The organism is Arthrobacter sp. B10-11 (assembly GCF_033142195.1).
Lineage (GTDB): Bacteria > Actinomycetota > Actinomycetes > Actinomycetales > Micrococcaceae > Arthrobacter > Arthrobacter oryzae_C.
This window is the reverse complement of the sequence record NZ_JAWMTH010000005.1, coordinates 267,475-290,878: the sequence shown is the minus strand read 5'-3', so window position 1 is coordinate 290,878 and position 23,404 is coordinate 267,475. Positions and strand designations below refer to the sequence as shown.

Annotated in this window: 9 protein-coding genes; all 9 read right to left on the bottom strand. The window is 66.9% G+C overall.

Translation table 11 applies throughout. The features are described 5' to 3' along the window. Positions 1-10 precede the first annotated feature (10 nt). On the bottom strand, positions 11-1,666 hold the full coding sequence (locus RW112_RS16755) for a serine/threonine-protein kinase (RefSeq protein ID WP_317782845.1): 1,656 nt from the start codon (positions 1,664-1,666) through the stop codon (positions 11-13). After that, positions 1,663-3,327 carry an FHA domain-containing protein gene (locus RW112_RS16750; protein ID WP_317782844.1) on the bottom strand — a complete coding sequence of 555 codons (1,665 nt, stop codon included), beginning with the start codon at positions 3,325-3,327 and terminating at the stop codon, positions 1,663-1,665. The genes RW112_RS16755 and RW112_RS16750 overlap by 4 nt, the downstream gene beginning before the upstream one ends. Beyond that, complete coding sequence (locus RW112_RS16745; protein WP_317782843.1) at positions 3,314-4,342, bottom strand: PP2C family protein-serine/threonine phosphatase; 1,029 nt, start codon at positions 4,340-4,342, stop codon at positions 3,314-3,316. Before RW112_RS16745 ends, RW112_RS16750 begins: the two co-directional genes overlap by 14 nt. After that, the gene (locus RW112_RS16740; RefSeq protein WP_317782842.1) at positions 4,339-5,922 is read right to left on the bottom strand and encodes an RDD family protein; all 1,584 of its coding nucleotides are present in this window, start codon (positions 5,920-5,922) and stop codon (positions 4,339-4,341) included. Before RW112_RS16740 ends, RW112_RS16745 begins: the two co-directional genes overlap by 4 nt. Further along, positions 5,919-8,456: a transglutaminase domain-containing protein gene (locus RW112_RS16735; RefSeq protein WP_317782841.1), complete on the bottom strand. Its 2,538-nt coding sequence runs from the start codon at positions 8,454-8,456 to the stop codon at positions 5,919-5,921. Before RW112_RS16735 ends, RW112_RS16740 begins: the two co-directional genes overlap by 4 nt. Continuing rightward, positions 8,453-9,784: a DUF58 domain-containing protein gene (locus RW112_RS16730; protein WP_317782840.1), complete on the bottom strand. Its 1,332-nt coding sequence runs from the start codon at positions 9,782-9,784 to the stop codon at positions 8,453-8,455. The genes RW112_RS16735 and RW112_RS16730 overlap by 4 nt, the downstream gene beginning before the upstream one ends. Positions 9,785-9,837: 53 nt before the next feature. Further along, positions 9,838-10,809, bottom strand: coding sequence for a MoxR family ATPase (locus RW112_RS16725; RefSeq protein WP_317782839.1), 972 nt, complete (start codon positions 10,807-10,809; stop codon positions 9,838-9,840). A 99-nt stretch (positions 10,810-10,908) separates the two neighbouring features. Continuing rightward, positions 10,909-17,013: an Ig-like domain-containing protein gene (locus RW112_RS16720; RefSeq protein ID WP_317782838.1), complete on the bottom strand. Its 6,105-nt coding sequence runs from the start codon at positions 17,011-17,013 to the stop codon at positions 10,909-10,911. A gap of 175 nt (positions 17,014-17,188) precedes the next feature. Further along, positions 17,189-23,359 carry an Ig-like domain-containing protein gene (locus tag RW112_RS16715; RefSeq protein ID WP_317782837.1) on the bottom strand — a complete coding sequence of 2,057 codons (6,171 nt, stop codon included), beginning with the start codon at positions 23,357-23,359 and terminating at the stop codon, positions 17,189-17,191. Positions 23,360-23,404: the final 45 nt, after the last annotated feature.

Genomic DNA, 23,404 nt, shown 5'->3' with positions numbered 1-23,404 from the left:
CATGTACCAACTACTGCTCCAGGCAAGCGATGGAGTCAGGGCCTCCCGGCGAGGCGGCGCCGTCAGCACGGACAATGATGACTTGCACGCAGACGGGCAGGGAATTACCGGAAACCCAGACGTTGGTCGCCAGTGTGGTTTCGTACGTGCCCTCGGACTTTGCCGTCTTGGTTCGCCATTTGTAGATGTCACCATCCTTTGCCTGCGGGTTCGTCCACCTGAAGACGATGATGTTGCCGCCCCCGCCGTCACGCGCCCCGGCAAGACCTTCAACGTCGGGTACGGTTCCGCTGTCCAAGGCATCCGCTGGCGGCGTGGACACCTGTCCGGTGGGTTCGACCACCGGCTCCGGCCGGGACGCGCCCAGCACCAGCCCGAGGACGACGGCGACAACCAGCACCGCACCGCCCGCCACGGATAGCCAAAGATTCCGCTTGCTGTGGTCAGCCGGGACGTCGGGAGCAGCCTCTTCCACTGTCTCCGGCCGGTGGACCGTGGCGGCCACGTCGGCCTCGCCATGCGGCGGCGCTGCGGCGACGCTTCCCCGCAGCATGGTGCCATGCGACCAGTCATCCTGGTGGTCCGGACGGGCAGCAGGCCCCGAAACAAGACCAGTGACCGGAACGGAAGGCGGAGCCGAAAGCATAGCCGGGGTAAACCCGGACGGAGGCGCGGGACGCACCCTGGCCGGGAACGTCGGGGCATGCCCGGTCTGGTCGGGGTCCACGGAGGCGATGCTCCGGACGCGTGTTTCCTCGAAACCGTCGTCCGGGTGGCTGTCCTCTGCGTGGGCGTCCTCCAGCACCTCGAACGGAGTGACTGACAGGTTCAGTTCCGCCTGGATCCGCTGCAGGGCCAGCGCGAAGGCGTGGGCAGAGGAGTACCTCGACGAAGCCGACTTGGCCATCGCCGTGGACAGCGCCAGTTCCAGCGACTCTGGCACGTCCGCGCGTCCCAGCCGCGGCACGGGTGAGTTCGTAATCCGGGAGATCAGTTCACGCTGGGAATTGTCCGCGCCCGGCAGGACGAACGGGGAGCGCCCGGCCAGAAGGGTGTACAGCGTGGCGCCAAGGGCCCACACGTCCACCCTCACACCGTCCACCGGGCCGTCCCGGAACTGCTCGGGCGGGGACCATGGAATGGACATTCCCGCGTCCTCGTCCGTGTCGCTGCCCAGCGTGCCGGAAATGCCGAAGTCAGTCAGCGCCGGGCGGTTGTAGTCAGTCACCAGGATGTTGGCCGGCTTGATGTCCCGGTGGGCGATGCCGGCGCGGTGGGCGGTCTCGACGGCGGAGGCCACTTGGATCCCGACGGCCAGGACTTCGTCCACGCTGAAGCGCTGGCGGCGGTAGCGGACGTCCAGGCTGGGCCGGGAGCAGTACTCCATGGCCAGGTAGGAATGCCCGTCGTCGGTCACTTCTGCTTCGAAGATGGTGACGATGTACGGATGGGAGGACAGCTGCGCCATCAGGTTTGCTTCGGATTCGAAGCGGCGCCGCGCGCCCTCGGTCTTCAGGTCGGAGAGCAGCACTTTCACGGCCACCTTGCGCCGCGGCCTGTCCTGCTCATAGAGGTAGACGTCGGAGAACCCGCCCGAACCGAGCAGGCTCACATAAGTGAATCCGGGAATGGCGGGCGGCGGTGCTACGGGCCGCTTGGTACTCATACAATCTCCTCGAACCGCAACGACACGTTATCGCCGAGTTCTGCAATATCTCCGTCAAGAAGGATGGCCATTTCGTTCTGGGCGAGCCGCCTGGGCGGTTGCCCTTCCCGCACCAGGACGGTCCCGTTGGTGGCCTTAAGGTCGCACAGCATCACATGCCAGCCTTCGAGGCGGACCTCAACATGTGACCGGGAAATGTCGCCGCCGGGGCTCGCCACCTGCACCAGCCGGGGCATGCCTCCGCCCTGCACCCTGGAAACCGACGGCTGGCGGCCAATCACCAGAGACTGGTCCAGGTCGATCAGTTCGCCGGTAGACACACGGACGCGTCCGAGCCGCGGCCGGCGCACCTGCACGGCGTCGGCGGCCAGCGCCACGCCGCAGCCGGTGCACTGCGAGTGCGTCGGCGGGTTGGCGTGGCCCTGGGGGCAGACGCGCGCCAGGACCATGGGCCCGGTGGCGGGACCGTTTGCCTCCGCATCAGCCTGCTCGTGCGGGGCGGTTCCGAGCCCGGCAAGGTCGCTCTTCATGATCGTTTCGCCGTCGTGGTCGCCTTCCAGCACCGGCGGCACCGCCGCCGGGCTGGACCGGTCCGGTGTGTCACCCGATACCGGGGACGCAGGGGCGGGAACGAACGACGGCGGCCCGGACGGCCGGGCGGGCTTGTCGCCGCCGGTGTTCCAGGGGACAGAGTCGATCAGGCCGTCCTGCGGCCGGGCAGGAATGAGGGGCGCGGCAGGAGCGGAGGGCTGCACAGGGACATGTGCAGGGGCCTCCTTGGCCGGCGGCTGCTCGCGTACGGGTGCTACCTGTGGATCGTCGGTCTTCTCTGCTGCGTCATCCACGCTGGTCTGGTTCGCGGCAGACCCGGCAGCGGACTCGTCTGCAGCCACGTCTTCAGGCTCATCCCGAACCGCGGCGTCCTCGATACGGCGCATCACGGTCTTGTCCCACAGGTGGTCGTAGCTTCCCGTCACCTCGCTCGCCGGGACTGCCTCAGGCGCCTCGGTCCCCGGAGACTCCGGAGACTCCGGCAGGACGGTGATTTCGGCGTCCGTGTATTCGAGTTCGTCCTCGGGAATGCCCATCACTGTTTCGGCTGATACCCCGTGTTCGGGCTCAGCAACCGGGGCTTCCGGGACCGGAACCTGAAGGGCCGGGACTTCAACAACAGGGACTTCAACAACAGGGACGTCCGCAACCGGGGACTCCGGGACCGGGACCTGGCAACCCACCGTGAGGCTCTGCAGGAGCACAACGCCCTCGCCCAGCGGAAGTTCGCCGGCGGCAGCCGCGTCGCCGGGAACCGCAATCCTGTACCACTCGGGTTCGCTGAGCCTGCGCTCGGTCCAGGTGGTGACGTCGCGGCCGTTCAGCTCCACGGCACCGGCGGCAAGGTGTGCTGTCAGCTCGATGTCGCCCCGGAGGAACACCCGCAGTGAGTCCCGGAAGTCCACAATGCCGAACCACGGGATCTGCGCCAGGGAGCCGGAGGAGGCGCTGGTCACCGCATGGAGTACTTCGTGGACCTCGGTCTCCCGGGCCAGCAGCTCCCACAGGGAGTCCACGAGCGCGGGCCGCGTCGCGGGCGGCAGCAGAACTGCGGTGCCTGAACGGACAACACCCAGCCAGGTCCCCGGGGTGTAGCTACTTGAGCCCATCGTGGCGGCCCTCGGTGTCGGCTGCGGTGTCATGCAGGGGTTCGGCGTTGTCCGCCGCCGTCGGCTCCGCGGAACCCGGCGCATCGGCGGGCTGCACGGCACCGGGAGCCTCCGGAAGTTCCTCGGTGTCCACTTCCGTGCTGTCCGGCGCTTCAGCCGTGTCCATCACGTGGGTGCGGGGCAGCGTGTCCTCGTCTTCAGCTCCCACGGCGGGCCGGGGCGCGGTGTCCGTTCCGGCGTCGTTCATCACATTTTTGGCATCCACGACGATCACGGTGACGTTGTCACGTCCGCCGCTGCGCAGCGCCGCCTGGATCAGGGCGTCCACAGCGTCCTGCGGGTGGCCCACGGTGCTCAGGATGCGGAACATGTGGTCGTCCGTAAGCTCCGCGTTCAGCCCGTCCGAGCAGACCATGATGCGGTCGCCTTCCTCGACGGGCAGCAGCCAGTAGTCGGCTTCGGTTTCGTCGCCGGTGCCCAGGGCACGGGTGACCACATGCCTTCGGGGGTGCACGGCCGCCTGCTCCCTGGTGATTTCACCGGCGTCGACAAGCTCCTGGACCTCGGAATGGTCAACGCTGACCTGTGCGAACTCCCCCTGGCTCAGCCGGTATGTCCGGGAATCGCCGATGTTCACCACCAGCCAGTACGGGACACCCTGCTGTTCCACCAGCACCACGCCGGACAGGGTGGTGCCGGCCCGGGACCCGGTGGCGGTGCGGATCCGTTCATCGGCGCTGACCAGGTACTGCTGGACGACGGCGGCTGTGGCCGTCCGCTCGCCGGTGGCCAGCTGCGGCATTCCGGCGAGCGTCCGGACGCAGATTCCGCTGGCGATCTCACCTGCCTCGTGGCCTCCCATGCCGTCCGCGACGGCGAATACGGGGTCGGAGGCGATGAAGGAATCCTCGTTGAGTTCCCGGCGGAGGCCACGGTCTGTGCCGTAGCCGCAGCTCAGTTGGGGTCCGGGCTCCCTGCCCGTTGCGGAGGTGGCTGCTGCCGGCTGGGGATTCATGCCTGTCCTAGGTGGAAGGTGCGGTCACCGAAGTGCACGGTGGACCCTGGGCGTACAAAGGCGGGTTCCCCGGCCTGCAAGGCAGTTCGGATGCCGTCCGGAGTGGTGACGGCGCTGCCGTTGGTTGAATTGCGGTCGGTGACCCAGACTCCCCCGTTGTCCTCACGCAGGTGCAGGTGGGTCTTGGAGATGGAACGTCCGGGGTCGGCCACTGCCAGCAGCTGGGCAACCTGTTCCCCCGGGAGCCCGCTGGGGTTCCGGCCGATAAGGACCGACTGGTCCAGCTGGAAATCGCGGCCGTCGTCCAGCCTGAGCCGCAGCATGGCAACCGGTGCGGGCACGGTTTGACCGCGCATGCGGGTCCGGTCGTGGTCGTCGTCGGGGTGGAGCACCCACGTCTGGACTTGGGGTTCCTGGACCTGAGGTTCCTGGACCCGGGGTTCGGGGTCCGCCAGGGGCTTGGTCTGGACCGGCACGGGATGCGATTGCGGTTGCGGCTGCGCCGCCGCGTGGACCGGGGCGGGAGCGGGCTGCGGCATGGCGGGAGGCTGCCACTGGTTCGGATTCAGTGGCGGCTGCGGAATAGCGACCGGCTGGTTGGGGGCGCGTTGCGGTTCCGGGGTTTGCCCGGGTACTGCCTGGCCGGGCCTGGGTGCCGCACCCGCGATGGGTGAGGAAACCTGCTGCACGGGCGGAAGATCCAGCGGCGCGAAACTGTACGGACCCTGGATCCCTCCGGTGGTCACCGGGTTCCGGCCGGCGTTGACATCAAACATGAGGGTTTTGGCCGCAGCATCGTGCCAGCCCCTGAGCTTGCCGTTCTTGTCCCAGGTGTTGGACACCACCACCACGAAGGCCCAGGCGATACCGAGCAGTGCCAGGGGGCCGAGGATCCACAGTGCGGCTTCGAACCACTTGAACACCACCACCAACACGGCAGCCACCACGGTCAGGAGCAGGCCCGCGCCCGTGATGAGGCCGCGCAGGAACAACGCGCCCGCGCCGGGGGCGTAGCCGTCCTGGTCCGTGCTGCGGATTCCCATGAGCCGGTTGCCGATGCTGTTGCCGGAGCGGCCCTCAACGGAGAGCAGTACCAGCATGTAAACCACAGTGATGCCGGCCGCGATGCTGCCCAGCAGCACCAGCATGGCTGTGTCATAGACGATGAAGCCTCCGCTCCGCGTCCGCGTGACACTCGCGAATCCAAGGGTGAGCATCACGACGAGCAACGCGGCCGGCCCTACCCAGTCGAGCACCGCGGCGCCGAGGCGCCGTCCGGCCGCCGCGGGAACCACATCCAGCTTGCCACCCATTCCGGCACCTCCCCCTTGTACGTGCGCGACCTGGCCCGTGGCCAGCGGACCGACGGCTTCCGCCCGGGCCTGCGCTACGGGGATACTACCGGGAATCGGGCTGCCCTGCGCGGCGGCCCGCGCCATGAGTTCGCGCTGCGAATGATCGATGTTCCGGTCATTGCGGGCGGCCCGGTTACTCAGCGGAGCACCGCAGGCCGGGCAAAACGTCGCTCCCGGACGGATCAACTGCTGGCAGCGCTGGCAGCGCTCGGCGTCATGCGTCATGGTTCGTTGCGGTTCTCTCTCAGATTGCGCCTCAGCACGGTCTGTTCGTTATCCGGACCGGAGGCGGCAGGACTTGCCGGCGCCGGACCGCTATCCACCCTACCTGCGGGGGCCGCTGGTCCCGTCCGGACCAGCCTCAGGCCCCTGAGCTGTAGGGCAGTCCGACCGTCAGACAGGAGCGATCGCGGCGAGAACCGGGCCGCCTGCCGCCTCCAGAAACCCACCGTGGCCGTCATTTCCTTCAGCGAGCCGTCCACGATGGTCCAGTACTCCCGGACCTCCGCTTCGCTTGGCTGGCCGGCACCGAAAATCGAGGCGTCGGCGCGGTGCGCCAGCAGGGTGGTGGTCCCGGCTGTTCCGGGAAAAGCCTCACCAAGGACGACGGCGGACTCCCGCCGTGTTGCCCGGGTGTCCACTGCCGCGCCCATGTCCGTGGCAAGGCTGACCACTTCGTTCCAGCCGCCGCCGACACGCTGGGCCGGGTGACCGTCGGAGAAGCGGGCTTTGCGCCGCCGGCTCTTGAGCAGCGCGATGAGCAGCAGCGGAAGCGCCAGGATCCCGATGGGGATCAGGGCAATGCCGATTGCCGTGAGGATGGGTCCCCAGAACAGCCACGGGTTGTTCTTCTTCTCGTCCGCGTCCAGCGCGTCGGGGGAAGAATCCGGGGGCAGGTCAGCCGGTTCCTGCGGCGGGGGCGGCGGCTGCAGGACCTGTGGCTTCGGCTTGGATTTGTTCTCGGGGTCCGGCGGAATCGGGACGTTGTCCTTGGGCGGCGTGGGATCGAAGGACACCCAGCCAACGCGGTCGAACGCCACCTCAACCCAGGCATGGACATCCTTGCCGGTGATCTTCACTTCGCCGGCGCCGTTCTCCGGGCTTTTCGGATCCGGATAGAAGCCCATCACCACCCGCGACGGAATTCCGAGGTGCCGTAGCATCAGCGACATCGCCACGGCATACTGTTCGTCGTCGCCCAGCATTTGCTTCGCGGTCAGGAGGCTGCGTATACGTGCGGAGCCATGCCCGGAGACGCTGGGCAGTTGTCCTTCGTCGATCAGGCCGTTGCTGAAGGCGCCCTTCTTCTGGAAATGGGCTTCGATCTGCCGGACGCGGTCGATTGCGGTGGGTGCATCGGCGGACAGGTCGTTGGCCTGGGAACCGACCACGGGCGGTACTTCCGAGGCATCCGGGAGTGCCACCTTGGCGAAGTCGTACTGGGTCAGCTGGCCATGTTCAAGCTTGGCGGGATCGGAGACCTGGACGCTGTAGGCATCGCCTTTCCCTAGGCCCCTGGTGGTCACCGCGGTGTCCGTTCCGGAGTTGAAGTAGAGCCCGGAGGCGGCTCCCGAGGAGTCGCCGGTGAAGCTGATGCCTGTGGTGCGGCGTCCGCCGGGCAGGAAGTACCCCTGGTAGTCCTCGATGGTGATGTCCAGGGTGTAATCGTTGCTGGGGACGATGCCGTCGGAGTCAGCCAGCGTATTCAGGGACTTGGCATCCCCCACCTTGCTGAAGTTCCCGGAACTGTCCGGGTCCATGTTGTAGTTGGTGCCGTTAAAGGCGTCCAGTGCGGCGAGGCGTACGCGTCCGTCCCGGGGCAGGCCCTTCACCACGAACAGGTTGTCGTCCTTCTTGTCCTTGACGAAGTTACGGAAGCTCGCCAGCGGAGTGATGTAGTCCTTCGGGTCGAACGGCGGAACGATCGTATTGCGAAGGACCGTCCTGTTGTCGCTTGCGGTGACCAGGGGCGACGCCACGGCCGTGATGGCAACACAGGCTGCGATGACGCCGGCGGCGGATCCGAGCCGGCGGACCTTGGCTCGGCGGGCAGTTGCGGCATCCGCCTCCGGGCGGTTGACGGACACCTTGCGGGTGTCGTTGCGGCGGTGCGCGTCCCGGCGGAAGGTTGCCCATGCCACGGCTACAACCGTCAGGGAGATTCCCCGCTCCACGTTGAGGAAGCCCGCGTTGGTGCTGAACGCGATACCGGTAACGAAGAGCACCAGGACGGGCAGGAGCGGCCAGTAGGGACTCTTCAGCCGCCACGTCATCAGCCCTCCGGCCAGCGCCGTGATGAGCGCACTGAGGAACGGGACAATGAGCATGCCGCCGGCGGTTCCAACCGGGACGCCTACAGTCAGCATGTCCTTCCAGGCAAAAACGACGCCCAGCAGAAGGGTCCGCAACGACTCGAAGGTGGGGACAAACCCGGCGATGGCGGCGTCGGGTACGGCAAAGAGGGTTCCCAGGACCAGGTATGAGCCGAGCGTTGCCGCGGCGGTGATCAGCGCCCCGAGCCTGAAATGGGCGTTTGCCGCGGCGATGCCGAGGCCGAGCAGGATGCCACCGAAACCGGCGATCAGGTAATAGGGATCACCGCCGAAGCTGAGGCTGAACCCGAGGACTCCGAGCCCCAGCAGGACAACCAGGGCGCCGGCGTCGAGCGCGAAATGCCAGGCCGGCTGGCCGTCCCTGAAGGCGGACGACGGGGTCGGCGCAGGCCGGCGGCGCTGGCGGAAAGCAGGCGCGGAGCTCATGCAGCGGCCTTTCTGAGGATGATGGCAAGGTCGGACAGGTCCCCCAGCGTCAGGACTGTCAGGTCCGCGATGTTGGCGCGTGCCGGCGCGGCGCCGGACTGGAGTCGGACAGCGAGGCTGCGGACCCCCGGCGGCACTGAGGCGGCGGCCGAACGAAGCTGGGCGGGGGTGACCCGGCTGCCCACGACAAAGAAAACCACTGAGGCGTTAGGAACGGTGTCCGCCAGTGTCCGGGCGAGGTCGACGGCGGTCTTCCGCATCGGGGACCCCACGATCCGGGTCATGTCGTCGAGCATGTTCCGGCCGGTCTCGCACCGGAGCGGACCCTTCTGGGTGAGGACATCGAGTTCCCGCTGCTCGCGGATGGCCTGGCGTCCGATGGACGCAGCGGCCGAAATGGCCATCTCGAATTCCTGCTCGGAATCGTACTCGTCCGTGTTGATGGACAGCGAGATGGCAAGGTGGGCGCGGCGTGTCTCCTCAAACTGGCGCACCATGAGTTTGTTGGTCCGCGCAGTGGTCTTCCAGTGGATGTGGCGGCGGTCATCGCCCGGGACGTAGTCGCGGAGGGCGTGGAACGATACGTCGGCACTGGACAGGTCCGTGGTGGGCATCCCCTCAAGGTCACGGATGAAGCCGGCGGCGGAGCCCGCCAGGGCAACAGTCCGCGGGTGCACATAGAGGTCTTCCGGCTCGGTCCAGAGCACCTGCCGCCGCAACAAATGCAGGGGGTCGGCCCGCACCGAGCGCACCGGGCCCACCACGATGACGGCCCGGCGGGCGGTGGGGATGGTGAAGAGGTCTTCGTGGACCTGCTGCGGTTTCATCCGCGGCAGGTGGAAGACGGCGGTGGCGGCTCCCACCGGCAGTTCCAGCGCGGCCGGCAGGAGGGGACGCGCGGAGGTGTTGGAGACGGCGATGCTGCCGACGGCGCTGTCCCCCACGGCCACCCTGGTCCTGGCGAGGTCCAACACCACGCCGTAGGAGGAGCGGCCGAGGATGAATCCGACGGCAAGGACGAACAGGACGAAGGCAGCCACCGCGGCAGCCTTCGCTTCCTGCCAGCCGTAGGCCTGGCCCACACTCCACAACAGGACAGAGGCGGCCAGGACGGACCAGCCGAGGACGCTCACCACCGAAAGAACCGGCCAGACATACTTCAGCCACAGCCCGCGGACCGTGGACCAGGCGGGTGCGAGGGCGAGGCCCGCGGTGCTGACGGCCTCGGACCACATGGCGGCGGGGTGCAGCCGGGTGGCCTTCCCGTCACCTGAAAACGGCCCTTTCAGGCGTTCAGCAAGCCGGGTCAACGGAGTGCTGCTGGACATATCTGTGCCTTTGTTCGCGCGGTGAATGTGCCGGAAGGGTGGTGGGGCACCGCTTAGACCGCGGCGCGCTGCTGCGGGGCAGCGACGTCGGCCAGGACGCGGGCCAGCACAGCCTCCGCGGTAGCGCCGGAGAATTCCGCTTCCGGGTCCATCACAAAGCGGTGGGTCCAGACAACGCCCGCGAGGTCCTTCACGTCGTCCGGCAGGACGAAGTTGCGGCCCTGGCTTGCTGCCCAGACCTTCGCAGCCCGGACCATGGCCAGGGCACCGCGGACCGAGACGCCGAGCCGGGTCTCGGGGGCGTTGCGGGTTTCCTCGCACAGCCGTGAGATGTATTCCAGCACCGCGGTGTCCACGTGCGTGGTCGCGGCGAGGTCGGCCATGTCCGCCACCGCCTGCGTGGTGATGACGGCGGAGAGTTCCTTGGAGCGGTCCTTGAGGTTGGCCCCGCCCAGCAGCTGCACCGTTGACGCGTGGTCCGGGTAGCCGATGGACGTCTTGATCAGGAACCGGTCCAGCTGGGCCTCAGGCAGCCTGTAGGTGCCCGCCTGTTCGATCGGGTTCTGGGTGGCCATCACCATGAAGGGCCGGCCGGCTTCGTACGTGGTGCCGTCCACGGTCACCCGTGACTCCTCCATGACCTCCAGGAGGGCGGACTGGGTCTTGGGCGAGGCGCGGTTGATTTCGTCCGCGAGGACAATGTTGTTGAAGATAGGGCCCTTGTGGAACTCGAACTTCTGGGTTTTCTGGTCGTAGATGGTCACGCCCGTGACGTCGGACGGCAGCAGGTCCGGCGTGAACTGGATGCGGTTGTTGGAGCCCTGCACGGTGGCAGCGAGTGCCCGCGCCAGGGAGGTCTTTCCGGTGCCCGGTGCGTCTTCGAAGAGGACGTGCCCTTCGGCGAGCATGGCCATGAAGGTCAGGCGGATGACGTGGGACTTGCCCAGTACGGCCTGGCCTACGTTGGCAACGAGCTTCTCAAACGTGCCTGCAAACCAGTCGGCCTGCTCGGTTGTCATGGTCATGGGTGAATCCTCTTCCGGGTTCGGGTGAATCTTCGGGCCGCTGCCCGCTTAGTCCAGCGATTAGTCTAATTGTTTTGGTGGTGCATTGATGACCGATCCCTACCGGCGCGGCATGCCGGCCGGCGGGTTGGTGCCCAGCGACGTGGTGTCGCCGCGCGCGAAGTTGCCGCCGGCCGCGCCCGAGGTGAGGTGGTACCAGATCCGGCCGCTCCAGACCACGTAGTAGTCCGCCTGCGCGGTGTAGCCCGTGTCGAACCACCGGCCCGGGCTGAGGCATTGGTCCGGGTTGGTATCCCGGTAGCTGTTGGTGCTGCTGTTCGGCTCAGTGCAGGTTCGGACCGGAGTAGCCCGAATGTCCCACGACGTCGGCGCCGGGGGCGGCGGTTCTGCGCCGCTGCGGGACGTATCGCTGCCGATGCGTCCCGGCTGGTTGGCACTGATGGCGCGGACCCGCAAGGTGTGCGTCTCGCTGAAGCCCACGCTCTTCGAGAATGACCGCTGCCCGGTGTCCTGCCAGTTTCCGCCGTCCAGGCTGTACTGGTAGCCGGTCACTGCCCGGCCGTTGCCGCTGGGCTGGTTCCAGGTCCAGGAAACCGTCCTGTCCCCGACCCCGCTGCTGTTGCTGCCCGTCACGGTGGGGGCAAACGCCAGCCCGTACGGGTTCACAGTGTTGGAGGCCGGGCTGGCGTCGCCCGCAGTGGAACTACGGGAGGAGACCGCCCACACCACCACGGCGGTATCCGTGCCGTTGGCTGCCGCCACGACGCCGCCGCCCGCTGCGATGTTGCCGCTGCCGCCGCCGGACGTCAGCCGGTACTTGTAGGTGATCTCGCCGGGAGTCGATCCGTTGCGCTGGGCATCGGTCAGCACAGGGAACCTGACATCGATTTTGCCGCCGTCGCCGTTGGTGTCCACGAGGCTTGCGGTCGGCTTGCTCACCATGTCCGGCTTGCCCACCGCCCGGACGGGGGCGGATTGCGCACTCGTTCCGGAGGTGCCCGCCTTGTTGGTGGCTGACACGGTGAATGTATAGCCCGATTCGGAGTTGTCCACCGTGACGTTCTGCGACGTCCCGGAGACCTGCTGCGTGGCCACGGCGGCGCCGCCCCGCAGCGTGGTCAAGGTGTAGGCGGAGATGGCGTCGCCGTTGTTGTTCGGCGCCGTCCAGTTGACCTTGAGCTGAGTCTGGGTACCCACGGAGCCGGCCTGGGTAGCCGTCGGCGCAGCCGGGGTGACCGGGACACCGGCGGGGATTTCCGCGGCGGAGTAGGCACTCCACTCGGACGGCTCCTTGGCATCGTTGCGCGCCAGGACCCGGACCTTGTACGACACTCCGTTCTGCAGCCCCTTCCACACATAGCTGAGCGAGGTCAGGTTCTGGATCTGCGCGTTCTGCCCGGCAGGCGCCGGGGAGATCTCCAGGTCATAGGACTTGACGGGCGAACCCTTGCTGGCCGGGGCCGTCCACGTGGCCGTGAGCTGCTTGTCGCCGAACTTCAGCGCCGGGGCAACCGGAGTGTCCGGCTTGACGTCCGGACGGATTTCAGCCGAGGCCGGGGACCTGTCCGATTCGCCGAACTCGTTGGTTGCCGTGACCTGGAAGTGGTACTTGCTGTTGTTGACCAGGTTGGTGAGCGTGCAGGAGTTGGCCGGGCAGTCCTGTTGGAAGCCGCCCTCACCATAGACCGTGTACTTGGTAATGGGTGAGCCGCGGTCCGCCGGTGCGGTCCAGTTCAGCAGCGCCGTCTGGTCGCCCACGCTCTGGGCCTGGGGCGTGGCAGGTGCCAGCGGTTCGTCCTTGACGGTCAGCCGGACCCGCGCCGTGGCATGCCGGGAGCTTTCCCCCGTCTTGTCCTCAACGGTGTAGGCCACCACCAGCGTCCCGGTGAAACCCGAAGCAGGAGTCACGTTGACGTCGCTTCCGGATACCTCCACGTTGCCGCTGCCCGTCTCCGTCGCTGCCGAGACGATTTTCAGCGGAGTTTCCGGGAACGGATTGGAGTCGTTGGCGAGGACGTCCACGGACACGGTCTTGCCGGCAGCCGCGTTGGGCTCGACGTCGTCGCTGGCCACCGGCTTGGGCCGGTTGGAGGCCGTGACGGCCAGCTGGAATGTTGCGGTGGCTTCGAGCCCCCGTGGATCTTTGGCTTTGACCTGCACGGCACCCGCGGTGCCGGTGGCCGTTGCGCCGTCGACCGACGTCTTGAGGGTCCTGCCGTCGATGCGGGCGTTGAAGCCGGCCGGGCCGTCCCCCACCAACTCATACTTCATGTTGTCCACGTCGTCCCTGTCGGGGTCCGAGGTGAGCCTGCCCAGGTCGGTCTCGGCGGACTCGCCCTTCGGAACGTCCACGGAGCTTCCCAGCAAGGTGGGCGCGTTGTTCCGGTCGGGATCCGGCAGGACCTTGGTGCGGATGCTGAGCGTCGACTTGAGGCCCGCCGGATCATCCGGCCCGGTGCCGTCGGTAACTTCAAAGCTGATGGAGCCCGGGCCCACGTAATCCTGGCCGGCGGTGTATTTGATCGCAGCGCCGTTGCCGGCCACCGGATCACCACCGTCGGAGCCGATCAGCTTGATCCGGTCGGTCTGCGTCAGACGGGGCGAGCGTCCGTCGCGGACCTTCACCCATTCCTTCAGGTCCACCGTCACGGACTGGCCGGCAATGACCTCGAGGACCTCGTCCTTCGCCAGCGTCGGCACCTGCTGGCCGATGCCGGGCACCCAGATGATGGCGGTGGACTTCTGTCCGTCCACGTCTTCGACGGTGTACGGGATGAGCTGCGGCTGCTCCGTCAGCTCCACCACCATGTTGCCCTCGGTGCCCGGCCGGGCGGTGGTGGCATCGGTAGCGATCTTCAGGTTCTCGCCCACGCCGTCCGGATCCTCGTCGTTCTTCAGCACGGGAACATCGACGGCGGTCTTGCCGAGGGTCTGAGCGGAGGTCACGCGATCGTCCCGGGCAATCGGGGCCTGGAGCGGCACGTCGTTGCGCACGTTCACCCGAATGGTTGCCTGGGCCGAGGCGCCGCGGTCATCGGCCACCGCATAGCGGACGTTGACCGTGCCCTCGCTGGCAGGAGCCTGCAGAATGATGCGCCCGCTCGTCTTGCTGACGGTCGCCTGGAGTTCCGCAGGCGCTTCGATGCCGTCGCTGACAATGCCGATGGGGTCGCCGTCGGGGTCGGTGTCGTTGCCGGCTGCGTCCACCGCAATCTGGCGTCCCGGCCGGACCTGCACGTCGTCGTCAACGGGGGTGGGTTTCTGGTTCGCGTCCCCGCGGGGCGCGATGCCAACAGTGACCGTGCCAGTGTTGACGGCGCCCTGCCGGTCCACCACCCGATAGCGGAAGGTGTCCGTGCCCGCGCCGTCGCCGGCCGCGGTGAAGTCGATGAAGTTGCTGCCCACCATGGCGGTGCCCATGTTCGGGGTGCTGTCGATGCCGGTCAGCTGGACTGAGTCGCCGTCGGGATCGATGCCGTCCAGTTCCACCGGAATCCGGACGGTACCGGCTGCCACCACCCTCGCGGTCAGGTTCTTCGGCTGCGGCCGGGAGTTCTCGGCGCCTTCCAGCGGCAGGATGTGGATGGTGACCGCGGCCGCGCTTTTCTGGCCCTGCGGATCGACGGCGTTGTAGATGGCGCGGACTGTCTTGGGCGTGGAACCTGCGATGAACCGCAGCGTGTTTTCGGAAACGAAGCTCTGGCCGTCCTCGGCCGCCACCGCCTGGGGCAGCACCGGATCCACGGTCAGCTTCTGCCCCTGAGGATGGGTGTCGTTGGCCAGAACCGGAATGGTGACGACGTCGTTGACGCGGACGTTCACTTCGTCCGGTTTCGGCTGGGGTGCTTCGACCAGTGCGGGCGCCGGCACGGGCACCACGGAGACGCTGCCGGTGGCGGACTTCTTTCCGTTGGACATCGTGTACTTGAACAGGAAGGGTTCCTTCGTACCGAGCACGTCGGTGATCCGCAGCACGCTGTGGTCGATCACGCTGACCGATGCCGTGGTGCTTTCCGGGAGCTGGACCGACTGCAGCACCAGCACGCCGCCGGAGGGATCGGAGTCGTTGGCCAGCGGGTCAAGGAGCACGCTGCCGCCTGTCGGCATAAGTGCCACGTCATGGACCGCCACGGGGTCGCCCGTGTCCTTGCCTGATTCCACGTCCACACGGATGAGGCCCTGGCTGCTCTGCGGACCGTTGCTGGCGATATAGGTCAGGTAGACCGGGCCGGCAGTCTCGCTCCGGAAGGTGAAGGTTCCGCCGTCGGTGACGGGGCCGAGTTCGGCGGGGCCGGAGGCTTCCACCTGGGCGAGGCGGAGGGCGCCGCCGTTGGGGTCGACGTCGTTCTTCAGCGGTGCGATCACCAGGTCCTGGCCGACGACGGCGGTCACGTGGTCGGCGTTGACCACCGGCACCAGCGCGCCCGGCGGCTGCACGTTCACCACCACCTGCCCGGTGGTGGTGTCGCGGCCGTCCCAGACGGACACCGTGACGGTTTTCTTGCCGGGCGCTGCCCCGGAGTCCTGGTAGGTGAGCAGTCCGTCGCGGCGGACCTTGACCTGGTCCTGGTCGTTGTCCGCCTTGGCGTCCATCAGCACGAGGTCGTCGCCGTCGGGGTCGGTCCAGTCCGTGAGGATGTTCTGGCTGACGGTTTTCCCCTGCTCCACCAGCATGGTGGTGGGTTCGCCGCGCTTGAAGACCGGCGGCTTGTTCTCGTCCGGGCCGACGATGTTCAGCGAGACCTGGCCGCCGGCGGAGAGGCCGCGGCCGTCCGCGGCGTTGTAGTCGAAGGTTTCGGAGCCGGGCTTGGCGTCGGCGGGCACGGTGATCTGGAAGGCAGTGCCGCCGTAGATGTTCTGGAGGGTGCCCGAGGCAGGGCCGGAGCCACCGACGGACGCCGTCAGGACGTCGCCGTCGGGGTCGGAGTCGTTGTCAAGGACGCTGAGGATGGTGGTGCGGCCCGGCCGGACGCCGGCGACGTCGGGTTTGGTTTCCGGCGGCCGGTTGGGCTTGGTGCGGTCCGGGAGGATGTTGATGGTGTTGTTGTCCGCGGATTCCTGGTCCTGCTCATCGGACTGGTTCTTGGGCGGGACCACGTCGTCCCAGTTGTTGACCAGCAGCATGTTCTGGTTCACCAGCCACACATTGCCCGAATTCACATCATTCAGCACCACCAGGTCCCGGTTCACCCGGAACACATACGACGGCGACGCACTCGCCTTCGGCACGTCCACAGTCTTGTCATCAGCATCATTCACGCAGTCACGGACATACGTGTTCGCCCCCGACCACGCCGCATGGACACACCCGCCCAGCTGCACCGGAGCCGCCGGAACACCCTCACCACCAAACGACACCGTCTTCGCCGTCGAACCATCCAGCGGCTGCTTCAACAACGCCTTCGGCGTCGCCACCGCCACCACATCCGACTCCGGCCCGGACTGCTGCAACTTCGCATCCCGCGCATCCGCCAACGCCAACTCACGCCCGCCCGGCAGGAACAGCTTCCCCCGCCCGGCATCAAGCACCACCGGCTCATCCCCCACCACAGCCAGCTGCAGATCCCCCGCACCCTTCAGCCCGTCCCACGTGCTGGAGTCGGTGGAGGTGGTCGCACCGTTGGCATCCACCGCGGTGATGGTGACGGCGCCGGTCTTGGGATCGGCGCTGTAAATCCTGTTGTCCGGACCGACGGCGGAAACCAGCCCTTCCGAACCGACCAGGGCGGGCTCGGTGGCTTCCTCGTCGAATCCGTTGACGGTGGACGGCGAGAGGGCCCAGACCTTGCCCTTGGAAGGGTCGGTCACGGAAATGACACTGGAACCGAAGCTGACATCGGCTGAGCCGGGCAGCTGCTTGTCACCGCCGAGCTGCATGCTGGCCGGGGACACCTGGTTCAGGGTGGAGCCGGTTTCATCGTCAACGAAGACGTTCCCGGAATTCTGCAGGATGTCGAAGGTGGTGCTGGCGGGCGTCACCGCACCGTCCAGCACCCGCGAGGGATAATTCAACCGGCCCACAGCATTCTTGGCCTTGCTGACCACCCACACGCCGCCGTCGTTCAATTCCACCTCAGTGGTCTTGAACCCCGGATAAATCACCGCACCGGCCACCAGCGCAGCACCAGCCACCGCAAAAACGGTGCCGGTAACCAACTTCCTGCGGCGCTCCCTGAGACCCAGCCTGCCAAACAGAGTTGTCACAAGTTTTCAAATCCCTCAAAATCGCAGCCGCCCCCAGGGCAGCGTTTCCAAAGACCCGGTACCGGGCTCTCTGTTTCCCGCGACAGCCTACCCAACCATCCGCGGGACCGCGATGGGGAGCTCTCCCCGACCGCCTGACCAGCGCATCCTTCCGCAAGTCCGTCCGTAACAGGGCTCAGCACGGCGGCACCCCCGCGTTGCCGGGTTCTCCCAGCGTGGTGGAACCTGCCACCACGTAGCGGCCCACGTTGCGGGTGGATCCCGCTTCAAGCCGGTACCACGTGCGGATCGGATTGGGGGTCCAGTGGTCGCTTTGCACGATGTAGCAGCGCACCACCATACGGTCGGCGTCGGCCACATACGCCCACGGTTCCCGGTGGGCATTGATGCCGTCGCAGTCGTAGTAGGGCGCCGGCCGGTAGTTGGCGCCGCCCAGGGTGTAGGTGCATGACCGGACGAACTTCGGATCGGCAGAGCTGAGCGTGGTGGTCCACTCGCCGCGCTGGCCGGACCTCGCACTCGCTTCCGCAACCGGGCCGCCCTGGCCCAGCGAGTTGAACGTCTGGACCCTGATGCTGTGGCTTTCCTCAAAGCCTGCGGTGTTGATCACGCGGCTGCCGGACGCCGCAACGGTCTCCCAGTTGGGATTGCCGTCGATGCTGATCCTGGTGGAGGCAACGTCGTTGGTAGCGGTGGACGGCGAACTCCAGTTCAAAGTCAGCGACTTCTGGTTCATGCCGCCGTTGGTGCCGGAGGCGGACGGCGTGCCGGGTGAACCGTACGGCGTGGCCGCTGCCGGAGCACTCGCGTCGGAGCTCGGTGCCACGCTTGAATTCGCCGTGACGGTGATCTGGGTCTGGCTCCCGTTGGTGAAGCCGCCCACGGTCTGGCCTGGAGCAATCGGGCCGGACTGTCCGGTGGAGGCCTTGAACGTGTAGCTGACCTCGTTGGCCGTGGAGCCGTTCCGTTGCCCGGCGCTCAGTTGATTGAAGTTAATGGTGACCTGCCGGCCTGCGCCGCCCGTGTCTGCCTCGGTGACGGAGACACCGGTCACCTGGCCGAGTTTGCCGGTGGCGCGCCGTGGCGCCGACTCGCCACTCACTTCGCCCTTGCCCGCCTTGTTTTCCGCCTGCACGGTGAAGGTGTATGCCGTTTCCGAGTTTGCCGCCGTGAACGTTGCCGTGCGCACCGTGCCCGGTACGGCCTGGGTCTGCGGAGCCATGCCGCCGCCGGCCATGGTGACGTAGTAATTCCGGATCGGGTCACCGTTGGTGTTCGGCTCCGTCCAGTTTACTTTCAGCTGGTTTTGCGTACCCACCGATGACGCCACCGCGGAAGTGGGAGCGGCCGGCGCGGCCGGGACCCCGGCCGGATTGTCCTCGGCGGAGTAAATGCCCCAGTCCGAGGGGCCCAGTTCATTCACGGCCTGGGCGCGCACCTTGTAGCGTACTCCGTTGGTCAGCCCGGGCCAGGTATAGGTCAGGCCGGTCACGCCGTTCTTCACGGCAATACCGCTGGCCGGCGGCGGGGAGATCTCCAGGTTGTAGCTCTTGACGGCGGAACCCTCGGTCTTGGCCGGCGGCCAGTTGATCACCATGTCCTTGTCACCGGCTTTAACGGCGGGGGCCTCCGGCGGGGACGGCTTTTCGTCAGGGCGGATCTCGTTGGACGGCACCGAAGGCTCGGATTCGCCCACCTCGTTGGTCGCCGTAACGGTGAAGACGTACTTGACGTCGTTGGTCAGCCCGTTGAGGGTGCATGTCGTCGTCGGGCACTTCTGGGTGAATCCGCTGGAACGCACGGTGTACTCCGTGATCGGAGCGCCGTTGTCCGACGGCGGCGCCCACTTGAGGACGGCGGTGCGGCTGCGGACATCCGTGGCGGACGGCGCCGACGGCGCGTCAGGCTCGTCCCGCACCGTGATGCGGATCCTGCCGCCGGCCTGGCGTGACGCGTCCTCGGTCTTGTCAACCACCGTGTAGCGAACCACCATCACGCCCTTGAATCCGTCCGCCGGAGTCACGGTGATCGAGTCCCCGGACACGGCAGGCTGGCCGGCCGCGGATCCGGTCTCCACGGTGGCTGCCACGATTTTGAGCGCGGTGTCACTGAACGGGTTGAAGTCGTTGGCCAGCACATTGACAGTTTCCGGCCGTGCGGCGTTGGCTTTCTCCACCACGTCGTCATTGGCCACCGGCATCGGCCGGGTGGAGGCGACGTGCCGGGCCGAAACGGTGGCCCTGACCGCCGGGGACCTGCCATCCGTGACCTTGACGGGGATGCTGCCGCTGAAGCCTACCGGCACGGATTTGTCGGCGCTGACCTTCAGCGTGCTGCCGTCCAGGCTGCCGGTAAACCCTGCCGGCAGGGCTCCGTCCAGCTCGAATGTGAGGTTGTCCTTGTCCTGTTCGTCGACGTCCTCGGCAAGCGGACCGAGTTCCAGGGTGGCCGTCTCCGCCTTGGGAACGTCCAGCGATGCGCCGCTGAAGGTGGGCGGATGGTTGGCAGCCGGATCCGGAATGACCCGGGTAATGATGGTCAGGACGGATTTCAGGCCTTCGGGATCATCCGGTCCGGTGCCGTCCGTGACCTCGAAGGTCACCGAGCCGGGGCCCACGTAATCGGTCTTGGCCAGGTAGCGCAGGGCCGTCCCGTTGCCGGCGATCAGGTTTTCGTTCGAGCCGCCCTGGACGGCGACACGGTCAGCGACGGTAATCCGCGGCGTGCGCCCCTCACGGACCCTGACGTAGTCGTTGAGGTTAAGGACGATTTCCTTGCCGGCCATCACCTCCACGACGTCGGTCTTCGCCAGTGTGGGGACCTGCTGGCCCTGGCCCGGCACCCAGATAACTGCCGTGGAACTTTGGCCGTCGGCGTCCGTCACGGTGTAGGGAATCAACTGGTCCTGCGGCGACAACGTGACCACCACGCTGCCCGCGGCGGCCCTGGCATTGGGATTGCCGTCAGGCAGGCCGATGGACAGTTCCTCTGCCACGCCGTCGGGATCCGAGTCGTTCCGCAGGACCGGAACATCAACCGCCGACTTCCCCAGGGTTTCCGCCTGCGTCACGTGGTCGTCCTTGGCCACCGGCGGCTTGAGCGCCGCGGCGGGGCTGATGCGGACGCGGACGACAGCACCGGCAGAGGCCTCCTTGTCGTCCCGGATGAGATACCGGATGCTCTCGTTCCCTCCTGCGGCCGGAGCCGTCAGCAGGACCTTGGAAGATTCGGTTGCTTTGACCTGAAGTTCGGGACGGGCTTCGAAGCCGTTGGCCACGAGTGCGATCGGGTCCCCGTCGGGGTCGGTGTCGTTCAGCAGCACGTCGACGGCAACGTTGCGGCCGGGCCGCACCTCCACTGCGTCATCAACGGCGATCGGTTTCTGGTTGTTGGCTTCGGGCGGTGCGATGCCCACAATGACCGTGCCGGTGTTCTCCGCTCCAATGCGGTCCCGGACCACATAAGTGAAGGTGTCGGTCCCCGCGGAATCCCCGGCAGCAGTGAACTCGACGTAGCCGTCCTTGACCACGGCGGTGCCCATGGCGGGCGCTTCACCGATCCCCAGGAGCTGGACCGAATCGCCGTCGGGGTCGATGCCGTCCAGCTGCACCGGAATGCGTACCGTCATCCCGGCCACAACCCGTGCCGTGAGGTTGTGCGGCTCCGGCCGGGCGTTCCTGGCATCGTCGCGGGCAGCAATCCTGATGGTTACCTGCTGGGAGTCCGTCTGCCCGGACTCGTTCTGCACTTTGTAGATGGCGTATACCGTTTTTGGTGTTTCACCGGCGATAAAGCGAAGCGCTTCTCCGGCCGTGAACATCCTGCCGTCGGCGGCGTCAGGTTGTTGCGGCAGGTCCGGGAGCAGCGTGAGCTTGCCGCCGTTGGGGTCGGTATCGTTGGCCAGCACCGGGATGGTGACCACGTCCCCCGTTCGGACAACAGCCTCGTCGGGCTTCGCCTGCGGGGCCTGCAGTTTCGCCGGCGCAGGCACCATCAGCACAGCGATCTCCCCCGTGGCCGAGGCCCTGCCGTTGGAGATGGTGTACTTCAGGGTCAGCTGCCCTTCCGCGCGGAGGTCGCTGATCCTGACCACCGAGTGATCCAGCACTGACACTGTGACGGGCAGGCCGTCGGCAGCGGTGACCGACTGCACCACGAGCACGCCACCGGAGGGGTCCGAGTCATTGCCGAGGACGTCCACAAGGACGCTGCCGCCGGTGGGCAACAGCGCGATGTCCCTTACGGCGACCGGCGCGCCGCCGCCGTCGGCCTCTACGACGTCCACGCGGACCAGCTGCTGGGCGCTGGCCGGACCGTTTGTGACCAGGTACGTGACGTAGTGGGCCCCGGGTGACGATGAATTGAAGGTGAAGGTCTGCTGGTCTGCGCCGATGGTGGCCGAGGACTGTGCATCAGGGGTCGCCTGGGCCAGGCGCAGCGAGCCGCCCTGGGGATCGGTGTCGTTCTTCAGCGGTGCGATGACGGTGTCCACGCCGGCGACCGCGATAATGTGGTCGGCATTGGCCAACGGGGGAAGCGCACCGGGGGCCCGGACATCAACGGTGACTTTCCCTTCGGCGGTTGCCCTGCCGTCGGAAACGGTGATGGTCAGCGACTTTCGGCCCGGCGCAGTTCCGGAGTCCTGGAAGCTCAGCAACCCGTCCGGCCTGATCTTGACTAGGTCACGCGGGTCGGTGCTGGCGGCACTGACGGCATAAAGGTCATCGCCGTCGGGATCAATCCAGTCGGTCAGGATGTTCTGGGCCACCGTCTTTCCGGACTGGACCACGATCGCGTTGTTCCGGTTCGGTTTCTGCCGGGGAGCCGAATTCTCCGAGTCAGGCACCACGGTCAGCGCGACGTCTGAGCTGCCGGACAGTCCCCGGCCGTCGTCCACGGTGTACTTGAAGCTCTCCGTTCCGGACTTTCCGGCCGGGACGGCCACCTGGAATCCGGTACCTCCATAGATCGCCGACAGGGAACCCGTCTTCAGCTCTTCGGGGTTCCGCAGGGTGAGGACGTCACCGTCCGGATCGGTATCGTTGTCCAGCACGGGCAGGACGGTGGTTTTGCCTGCGCGGACGCCAAACGCGTCCGGCTTGGCAGCAGGCGGGTTGTTCGGCTTGGTGCGGTCCGGAAGGACGGTCTGCTGCACCTCGTCGGCGGAGTCCTTGTCCGCATCATCGGATGTCTGTTGCGGCGGGATGACATCGTCCCAGTTGTTGACCAGCAGCATGTTCTGGTTCACCAGCCACACATTGCCCGAATTCACATCATTCAGCACCACCAGGTCCCGGTTCACCCGGAACACATACGACGGCGACGCACTCGCCTTCGGCACGTCCACAGTCTTGTCATCAGCATCATTCACGCAGTCACGGACATACGTGTTCGCCCCCGACCACGCCGCATGGACACACCCGCCCAGCTGCACCGGAGCCGCCGGAACACCCTCACCACCAAACGACACCGTCTTCGCCGTCGAACCATCCAGCGGCTGCTTCAACAACGCCTTCGGCGTCGCCACCGCCACCACATCCGACTCCGGCCCGGACTGCTGCAACTTCGCATCCCGCGCATCCGCCAACGCCAACTCACGCCCGCCCGGCAGGAACAGCTTCCCCCGCCCGGCATCAAGCACCACCGGCTCATCCCCCACCACAGCCAGCTGCAGATCCCCCGCACCCTTCAGCCCGTCCCACGTGCCTGTTTCGGACTCCTTGGCTTCACCGTCCGCGGACACTTCCGTGACGGTCACCTTGCCGGTCTTCGGATCCACGCTGTAGATGCGGTCATCGGACCCGACGGCGGATACCAGCCCCTGCGATCCTTGAACGGCCGGCTCACTGGTTTCGGGATCGAACCCGTTAACGGACGACGGCGACAGCGCCCACGTCCTGCCCTTGGCCGCGTCCGTCACTGAGATGACATCCGAACCAAAGCTCACATCAGCTGCACCGGGCAGCTTCTTGTCCCCGCCCAGCCGCATGTTGGCGGCGGAAACCTGGTTCAGGGTGGAGCCCGCATTGTCGTCGACAAACACCGTCCCGGCGTCCTGCAGGATGTCGAAGGTGGTGCTGGCGGGCGTCACCGCACCATCCAGCACCCGCGAGGGATAATTCAACCGGCCCACAGCATTCTTGGCCTTACTGACCACCCACACGCCGCCGTCGTTCAATTCCACCTCAGTGGTCTTGAACCCCGGATAAATCACCGCACCGGCCACCAGCGCAGCACCAGCCACCGCAAAAACGGTAGCCCGGAGGACCTTGCCGCGCCGCTGGCGCCGGCTTTGGCCTTGAACCGAACCGGATTCAGGCCGCGCGGAACGTAGTAGCCGTTTCATTACCAGTATTTCCCCCACAAACGCTGTCCGGGCACGCCAGTACCC